Source organism: Synechococcus sp. R6-10, assembly GCF_047461815.1.
Lineage (GTDB): Bacteria > Cyanobacteriota > Cyanobacteriia > Thermostichales > Thermostichaceae > Thermostichus.
On record NZ_JANSHW010000055.1, the window covers coordinates 1 to 8,597 of the forward strand.

9 protein-coding genes are annotated in these 8,597 nt (G+C 59.2%); 5 read left to right on the forward strand and 4 right to left on the reverse strand.

Annotation, left to right across the window (positions count from 1 at the left end; genetic code table 11):
- A partial coding sequence (locus NW837_RS01745; RefSeq protein WP_414329003.1) for a flavoprotein occupies nucleotides 1–578 on the reverse strand: 578 nt, incomplete at its 3' end.
- A 316-nt stretch (nucleotides 579–894) separates the two neighbouring features.
- Here NW837_RS01745 and NW837_RS01750 point away from each other — a divergent pair.
- The 3 genes from NW837_RS01750 (at nucleotide 895) to NW837_RS01760 (ending at nucleotide 4,081) form a co-directional block, all read left to right on the forward strand.
- Entirely contained in the window at nucleotides 895–1,263 is a 369-nt protein-coding gene (locus NW837_RS01750) for an AbrB family transcriptional regulator (protein ID WP_011432615.1), read from the forward strand.
- A 256-nt stretch (nucleotides 1,264–1,519) separates the two neighbouring features.
- Nucleotides 1,520–2,323, forward strand: a complete 804-nt coding sequence (locus NW837_RS01755) for an Ig-like domain-containing protein (protein WP_414329004.1) — start codon at nucleotides 1,520–1,522, stop codon at nucleotides 2,321–2,323.
- Between the two features lie 30 nt (nucleotides 2,324–2,353).
- A complete protein-coding gene (locus NW837_RS01760) occupies nucleotides 2,354–4,081 on the forward strand; it encodes a helicase HerA domain-containing protein (protein WP_414329005.1) in 1,728 nt (575 codons plus the stop codon).
- Here the strand turns inward: NW837_RS01760 and NW837_RS01765 are convergent.
- Nucleotides 4,051–5,295, reverse strand: coding sequence for an FAD-dependent hydroxylase (locus NW837_RS01765; protein WP_414329006.1), 1,245 nt, complete (start codon nucleotides 5,293–5,295; stop codon nucleotides 4,051–4,053). The genes NW837_RS01760 and NW837_RS01765 overlap by 31 nt on opposite strands.
- 28 nt (nucleotides 5,296–5,323) lie before the next feature.
- Complete coding sequence (locus NW837_RS01770; RefSeq protein ID WP_041436329.1) at nucleotides 5,324–6,310, reverse strand: methyltransferase domain-containing protein; 987 nt, start codon at nucleotides 6,308–6,310, stop codon at nucleotides 5,324–5,326.
- 92 nt (nucleotides 6,311–6,402) lie between these two features.
- Between NW837_RS01770 and NW837_RS01775 the strand changes: the two genes are divergently transcribed.
- Nucleotides 6,403–6,552 carry a hypothetical protein gene (locus NW837_RS01775; protein ID WP_414329007.1) on the forward strand — a complete coding sequence of 50 codons (150 nt, stop codon included), beginning with the start codon at nucleotides 6,403–6,405 and terminating at the stop codon, nucleotides 6,550–6,552.
- Nucleotides 6,553–6,566: 14 nt separating this feature from the next.
- Here NW837_RS01775 and NW837_RS01780 read toward each other — a convergent pair whose 3' ends face one another.
- Entirely contained in the window at nucleotides 6,567–7,610 is a 1,044-nt protein-coding gene (locus NW837_RS01780) for a glucokinase (RefSeq protein ID WP_414329008.1), read from the reverse strand.
- Between the two features lie 152 nt (nucleotides 7,611–7,762).
- Here NW837_RS01780 and NW837_RS01785 point away from each other — a divergent pair, with 152 nt between their 5' ends.
- On the forward strand, nucleotides 7,763–8,509 hold the full coding sequence (locus NW837_RS01785) for a DUF3120 domain-containing protein (RefSeq protein WP_414329009.1): 747 nt from the start codon (nucleotides 7,763–7,765) through the stop codon (nucleotides 8,507–8,509).
- Nucleotides 8,510–8,597 lie beyond the last annotated feature (88 nt).

Genomic DNA, 8,597 nt, shown 5'->3' on the forward strand with positions numbered 1-8,597 from the left:
TTCCCCCCTGTCCAGAGCAAAGCCCGCACATACTCCTGCAGCGCCTCCGGCTCCAACATGCGCCCTTCCCCCACCGCATCACAGGCCAGGCGGCCACTGGCCGTCGGTAAGGCCCAAAAACGGGGATCCTGCTGCAGCCGCTGCCAATTCTCGGCTACCTTCTCTGCCTTCCACATCTGCGTATTCATAGCCGGTGCCACCGCCACCGGACACTGGGAAGCCAGGATCACATTGGTGAGCAAATTATCCGCCAGCCCATGAGCCAACTTGCCCAAGGTGTTGGCCGACAAGGGCGCAATGAGGAGAGCCTCCGCCCATTCCCCCAACTCGATGTGCAGCGGTCGTCCTCGTGTTGCCTGCCAAAAGGCGGCATCCGTAAAAGCCGGCTGGCGGGACAAGGTGGCAAAAGTCAAAGGAGAAATAAAATGTCCCGCAGCTTTTGTCAAAACCACCTTGAGCTCTGCTCCCTGCTGCACCAGAGCAGACACCAAAGCTGCCGTTTTGTAAGCAGCAATCCCCCCGCTCACCCCAATGAGGAGACGCCGCCCCGACCAAAAGGGATCCATATTGAGTGACACGCAAACAGCCTTGTTTCCAGTTTCCCTGCTTTTGCTCAATTCCGGCGGCGAAGCGGGGATCCCTCGCCCAAAGATACTTTTGACCCTGTCGAGAATAGGGCCTGAGGATCTGTCATTACCCAATTTCAGCCAAAGTCTCCCCCACAGGTTCTGGCCTTCAGAGGGAATTCCCCACTGCTGTTTTGCGCAACCACCCCTCAGATCCCATTGCGGTCGCTGACTTATTCCCTGTAATAAGAAGGAATTGGATCAAACTCTGTTGCAATCCCTGTTTGTTTCTGGCTACACTAACAGTTGTCCCTAAAACCATCTCGATATGGCTACAACCAGTAAACCAAAACCACTCACTGGCCAAGAGCTCCTCGACAAGGTAACTTCAATGGGAAATGCGGATCGCAAGGAAAAAGCTCGCGCCTGTGGTTATGTCACCTACACCAAGAATGGTCAGGAGCGAGTGAATCTGATGCAGTTTAACAACGCCCTGTTGAAGGCCGTTGGCGTGGATCTCGGCGCTAGTGACGAAAATGGATCCCGTGGCCGCGCTCCTACCTTCCGGGTTTCGGTTCATAAGAATGGCAACCTCCTGATCGGAGCTGCCTACACCAAGAAGATGGGCCTCAAGCCCGGAGATGAGTTCGAGATCAAGCTGGGCCACCATAACATCAAGCTGGAGCGGGTCAACTGATTTGCTGTCTCCCTGGATGCTTTTCCCTGCTGGTGAGTTCATCTCAGCTTGGGTAAAGCCTTTGGTATTCCTTTCGGCCTCTAGGGGCTTGGGAGCAGCGACCTCTTCCCTTCGCTCCGGTGCTCATTGTCTTTCTACTTTTCAGAACAAGGGATCCTCATGATCCGCTGGGGATCCCTGGCAGTTTGTACCTCATCAATGGCTGAAGTGTGGGTAAGTTCGCTATTCTGACAACAGTTAAATTGGGTCTGCGGCAATGAACACTCCGACCGTACAAAATGTCTTTCGCCATTGGCGGCGGTGGCGAACTTGGGCGGGGCTGTTGTTGTTGGCAGCAGCGTTCTTTGTCATCGAGTCTCATCGGCAAGTTTGGCCTCAGTCGAATGCTTCTCAAAGTCAGGCATTTTTGGAGTGGGTGTCTTCCCAGCCTACTCCCGAACAGCAGGATGTTTTTGTGGATGGAGTCATTCGGCTGCAATTCAATCGGCCACTGGATCCCAATCTACAACGTCTGGCGGTTCAGTTGGATCCGCCGGCAGCGGTTATTTTTGATGTGCAGGGAGACGAGTTGTTGCTTAAGCCTCGGGATCCCTTGCGCTTTAGCACCCGTTACACCCTCACGCTTTCTCCCCAAGAGGGGCTGCCCCTCGAGCAGGCCATTCAGCTGAGTTTTCGCACCGAACCGCAATTTACCTACGAACGGGATGTCAAACCGCTGCTAGAAGCCAGTTGTGTGGGTTGCCATCAGCCGGCAGGACGGCAGCGCACCCAGTTGCTGGACAGTTATGAGGCCACGATGGCCTATGTCAGGCCCGGGGATCCCAATAGCGAGTTGATCAATCCCCGGTGGACGAGCCGCCACGCCTACATCCTCAACGCCAATAACCCCAACCGCCCCCAAGCTCGCGGCGGATCCCCTGAGATTGCCTACATTCAAGCCCGTGGGCTGCCCCTATCCCGTCTGGGTTTTTGGACACCTGAAGAAGTGGAGATCGTTCGCACCTGGATTGTGCAGGATGGCGCCCCTCGCACCAGCGCCCGCTTACAGATGGGCAACTGACAAGGCATCTGGAACTCAAGCCCCAACGCCATGACCCCTCCTCAACCCTTGGCCACCGTGATTCAGGGATCCCTGAGTCGGGGACTGGAGGCTCGCCTCAATCCCGGCGTCTCGGTAGAAGACTTGCGGGTGGGCAAATTCGTGGTGATCCAGGGGCAGCGCAACCGCTTCTTCGGCCTGCTCACCGACGTTACCCTAGAAACCAGCAACCCCCAGATCCTGGTCAACCCCCCCCGTCCTGAAGAGACCCTGCTGCGGGAAGTGCTGGCCGGTACCGGCACCTACGGCATCATTGCCCTCACCCCGATGCTGATGTTGGTGCCGCGGGAGATGGAGGGGGAGTATCCTCCGATCCATCCTGACTTGGCAGAGACTCAAACGGCTTCCACCACCCCCAGCCGAGAACTCCGTCCCGCTTACGCGATGGAGCTGCTGCCCGTGAAAACGGTGCCCGCCCATTTTTCACAGGTGTATGAGGCACGGGAACTGGACTTTCGCACCGTCTTCGGCTGGGAAGATGACCCAGAGCGGCGCAACTTTGCTATCGGCCAGCCCCTCGACATGGCTGTGCCCATCTGTTTGGACTTGGATCGCTGGGTGGAGCGCAGCAACGGCATTTTCGGCAAATCGGGCACCGGAAAGTCCTTTCTGGCCCGCCTGATCCTGGCCGGCATCATCCGCAAACGGGCAGCGGTGAACTTGATCTTTGACATGCACTCCGAGTACGGCTGGGAGGCGGCCAGCGAAGACAAACACGCCAGCACCGTCAAGGGCTTGCGGCAGCTCTTTCCCGGTCAGGTACAGATCTATACCCTGGATCCCGATTCCACCCGGCGGCGAGGGGTGCGGGATGCGCAGGAGCTCTTCATCGCCTACAACCAGATCGAGGTGGAGGATCTGGCCCTGTTGGCAGAGGAGCTGAACCTATCGGAAGCCAGCCTGGAAAACGCCATTATCCTGCGCAACGAGTTTGGCCGCGACTGGATCAGCCGCCTCTTGAGCCTTTCCAACACCGAGATTCAAGAGTTTTGCGAACAGAGAATGGGCAACAAAGCCTCGATGATGGCCCTGCAGCGCAAGCTCACCCGCCTTGACAACCTCAAGTACATCCGCAGCACCCTGCCCCACAACTACATCGGCCAGATTTTGGATGCCCTCAGCCGCGGCATTCACGTGGTTATCGAGTTTGGATCCCAGTCCAACCTGCTCTCCTACATGTTGGCGGCCAACGTCATCACCCGCCGCATTCACCAGGCCTACGTACATCAGACGGAGCGGTACTTGCAATCCAAAAATCCCCTCGACCGGCCCCGTCAACTATGCATCACCATCGAGGAGGCCCATCGCTTTTTGAATCCGCGGGCAGCCAAGCAGACCATTTTCGGCACCATTGCCCGCGAGATGCGCAAGTACTTTGTCACGCTGCTGGTGGTGGATCAACGCCCTTCCAGCATCGACAGCGAGGTGATGTCGCAGTTGGGCACTCGCATCACGGCACTCCTCAACGACGACCAAGATATCGAGGCGGTGTTCACAGGGGTGGCGGGCAGCCAGAACTTGAAAACGGTGCTGGCCAAGTTGGACTCCAAACAGCAAGCCCTAATTCTAGGCCATGCCGTGCCCATGCCGGTGGTGGTGCAAACCCGCTCCTACGACCAAAGGTTCTACGCCGAGATCGCCGACCCCGACTGGTCGCAGGCCGAAGATGCGGAGGTGCTCCTGGCCGCTCAGAAGGCCAAGGAGGAGCTGGGACTGTAGGGAGAGCTCCCCCAAAGTCCCGTCATCAAGCACAGCAGCAAGCACCGCAGGGGGGGGAAGGCCATCATCCCTCTCAGGATCCACCGCCGCATAACCACTACGGGCCAGTAGGAGTTGGAGAAAGTGCGGGTGAGCAGATCCGTGAAGAGCAGCACCACCCAGTTTTCCCAGCGGCGACGGCGACCGTAGCGGCGCAGGACTTTGACATCTCCCAGATCCTCATGCCGTCCCCAGGCGTCTAGGAGCACCTGGGCCAGGGCAGCGGCGTCGCGGATGCCGAGGTTGAGCCCTTGGCCAGCCACCGGATGGCAGTGGTGGGCGGCATCTCCCACCAAGGCAAGACGATGCTGATAGTAGCGGCGGCTTTGCCGTAGGCGAGCCGGGAAAACCTGGGGCCGGTTCAGCAAAGTGAGCTGGCCGCTCTGACCGCCGTAGTAGCGCTGCATCTCGGCCAAGAAGTCGGCCTGAGGAAGGGCCAGGGTGGCTTTGGCCTGCTCGTGGGGCATGATCCAGACCACCTGACAGCGGTTGCCGGGCAGGGGCAAGATGGCGAAGGGGCCGGCAGGCCAGAAGCGCTCGTAGGCAATGTTTTGGTGGTCTTGGGAAGGGGCCACCAAGGCGGTGATGCAGGACTGCCAATAGTCCCAGCCGTCGCTAGGGATCCCTGCCCACTGCCGCACCTGGGAGCGCAGGCCGTCGGCGGCGACCACCAGGGAGGCCCGCAGTTGGCGACGCCCCTGGGCCGTTTCCAGCTCTACCTCGGCTGCAGCCTTCCCATAGGTTACGCTCTCCACCTTGGCTTCGTAGTAGCAGCTAATTTTGGGATCGGCAGCCACCTGCTCCTGGAGCGCCTGCTGCAGCCAGGCATGCTCGCCACAGTAGAAAACTGCCGCTTCCCCCACATCCTCCGGTCTAAACGTCACCCGCTGGGGAGCGTTGGCGTCGGTTAAAATCACCTGAGCAAAGGGCGTAATGTGGGGAGCCAGCGCCTCCCACACCCCGACGGCCCGAAAGATGCGGATTGACAGCGGCGAAAGGGCATAGGCCAGGGGGCGCTGTTTGACTGCCTCAGCCGACTGGGCCTCAATGAGGGCCAACCGCAGGCCGGATCCCCGCAGGGCACAAGCTAGGGTTAAGCCCGCGATGCCTCCGCCGACGATAATCACGTCGTAGAGGGCTGCCAAAGTATCCGGAGTGGGAGCAAGAGTTGTCATCTCTCTTATTCTCCTATTGGCTATTCTCCTATTGGCTGCTGTGGGCAACCACTTCTGTGCGGGTGGAGTCTGCCGACGTGGCGGCTCGCACGGCCCGGAACATGCCAAAGCGGCAGAGGCCGGTGCCGAAGGCCAGGCGCATGAGCAAGAAAGTGGGCACCTCCCGTAGCGACTTAATCAGGCCCACCAAGCCAAACTTCAGCAACCCTTCGGGACGGACAATGCCCTGCCAGATGGAATCCAGCCAAGAGGGAAGGGTCTCCTGAGTCCAGTCGGCGGTTTCCACTCGTCCTGCTACCAGGCCAGTAGCCTCCAACTGCTCGGCAAAGCCTTCGATGCTGGAGAAGGAAGGGTGTGACCATTGATCCAACAGTTGCCGCATCACCAGCCGCTCCCAAAAGTTCAGGGGCTTTTGCCGGTCGTCCCGCTGGTTCCAGTCCGCCACCACCAGGATTCCCCCTGGCTTCAACACCCGCAGCATCTCTTGGGCATAGCGGGCCTTGTCCGGCATGTGAGGCCCTGCCTCAATGGACCACACCACATCGAAGCTGGCATCGGGGAAGGGCAGGTCGAGGGCATCTGCCACCTGAAACTGGACAGGCAGATCAGGGGGGGTGAGCTCCTGGGCCCGCTTCACCTGCTGAGGGCTGATGGTGATGCCGGTAACGACAAAGCCGTAGTCACGGGCCAAGATGCGGCAGCTCCCACCAATGCCGCAGCCCACATCCAACACGGTTGTCCCTGCAGGCAGCCGATCCAACCCCCCCCAGCGCACCATCTCGTGGACAAAGTCGTGCTTGGCCTGCAGAAAATTTTTTCGTTGGGGAGGAGAGCCGTAGTGGCCCAGGTGAATGTGTTCGCCCCAGTAAAACTCTAGAATCCCATCCCGAGTCCACTCGTCGTAAGACTTGGCCACGGAAGCGGGAGACTCGTATTTGCGAGCGGTCAACAGATAGGCTGCCAAGCCCACAGCCAGCAGCACAGCTATGCCCAAAGCCCAAAAGATTGGATTCATCGGATCAACCATGAAGTTTCTATGAAGTCCCTCTGCGTGGTGGCAATCATTGTCGGTTGGATAGCGCAGCCCCAGGCGGAGTGCTTTCCGGTATGGGGCCAGCCAAGCAAAGGCGCAATCCCATCTTGCCCCATCTGCTGGCTCAAGATGGAGTCTGGGGCAAAGGACGGCTGGGCGAGATTTTCCAGCACCCATTGGGATTGCTGCGATCGCCTGCTGGGCCGGGGCGGCAACCTCAGTAGCAGCGGCTGCTCCTTCACAAAAGGTTGGCGGCGTAGCGAGCAGCTCCCCTCAGCCCCACCTGCGCGTTCACCACCACCTGCACCGACAGTTGCTCCAGGAGAGGACGCATCCGCCCTTTGTCCAAAAACGAGGACAAAAACTCCCCTTCGTGCAACAGGCGCAAGAGCTTGGGCGCGATCCCCCCGGCGATGAACAGGCCCCCGCGCGGCAACAGGTGTAGGGCAAAGTTCCCGACTGCAGCCCCGTACAGGCTGATGAAAAGCCGCAGACACTCCACCGCCAGAGGATCCCGTGCTTCCATGGCAGCATTGGCAATTTGGGCTGCCGGGTCAATATGCTTAGCTCCCTTTTCCCAAGACTCAATTTGGGCCAGCAGCTGTTCTTCTCCTGAGCCCCACTGGCTATCCCGCAAAAATTGATAAATGGCAACGATCCCCTGCCCCGAGACCACCCGCTCGGTGGAGACACGTCCGTGCCGTTTTTGCAAATACCTCAAGAGCTCCCACTCCAGAGGGGTGCGCGGGGAAAAGTCCACGTGACCGCCCTCGCTGGCATGAACTTGGTAACCCCCTTCTCCCCAGGTAAGGTAAGCCTGCCCCAAACCCGTGCCTGCTCCCATCACGCCAATCGGAGCCCGCGGTTGACGCTCACCCACTTGCAAGGTGTCCAGATCCTGGTCGCCGAGGGCAAGCACGCCATACCCCACAGCGCTGAAGTCGTTGATCAAGGCTACGCGCGGGATCCCCAGCTCTGCGGCCAATTGGCTCGACTGCAGATCCCAGGGCAAGTTGGTCACTTTGGCAGTCTGTCCCTCAGACCCTGAGCCCCTTGTTTCCATGACGGGGCCGGCCACTGCAAAACAGGCGGCAGCAGGCTGTGGATCTCGCCCCAGCTCCCGCCGAGCCTGGGCCAGAAACTCTCCCACCATTGGGGCGAGGTTGGCGTAATCTTGGCTGGCATAGCGGCAGTGGTAAAGGCTGTGCTCGGGATCCTCGGCATTGACAAGGCTGAGGCTGGTTTTGGTGCCCCCGATGTCTCCTGCCAACAACAAGTCCATACAGTTTCCTCCGGCCAGCACCTCCTTCCCACCCTGACATCTCTGGAGAGAGAATGCCAGGCCCCCAAGGCTTCCCCGCTCCTGCTGGGGAGAAGAGGGAAGGGCAAAGAAGGTGCTATGTTAACTGATGTAAAGGTTTTTAATATTGCATTTTGTCTTCTACACCTTTTTTACCCCCTCTCCAAGATGAGCCTCTGCTGTCCTCTGAGCGTTTGGCCGGGCTGGATCCCCGCCCTCTCTCGGCTCAAAGGCGTTTTCGATCCCACCATGCCATTGGGGGAGTGGCAGCTCTGCTCGTGAGTCTGCCCGTTTTTGTGCAAGCGCCCCTGGTGCGGTATGCCCCTTGGGTCAGCTTGGTGATGTCTTTGGGCTGGCTGGGCCTTAGCTTGCATCTCTACTCCCAGCCCCGTACCCGCCTGTGGGGAGATTTGCTGTACGGCTTTACCCTGACTTGGCTGGCAGGATCCCTGTATTGGGGATGGCTGCGCTTTGAGCCTCTTTGGCACATGCCCATGGAAGCCTTGGGGATCCCGATTGTCTGGTGGGGGACACGGCGACGGTTTGCCCGCATCGGTACCTGGTTTTATCTCGGCTCCCTGTGGGGTACGGCGGTTACAGATCTCTACATTCACTCGGTGGGGCTGCTGCCTGAGTGGCGGCAGGCGATGCAGTTTGACCGGTTGGAGCAGGCGGTTGTCCCTTTTAGGGCGGCCCTCGACAAAATGGCTACCCCCTGGGGCCTGGGTTGGGGCATCGGCTTGGGCCTTCTGTTGCTGGGTGTTGGATTGTGGAGAGTCCAGGGATCCCGCCGCTTGCACCATTGGGCATTTGCGGGAGCAGTGCTGAATACCCTGTTGGTGGATGGGCTATTTGGCTGGGGGGCAGCTCTGCTGCGGTGAGCTGGGACATCCCCATAACTGATACATTTACGCTGAACACTGCTGAACATCACTGTTCAACTATGCAGCGATAGCATTCTGTTTGTTT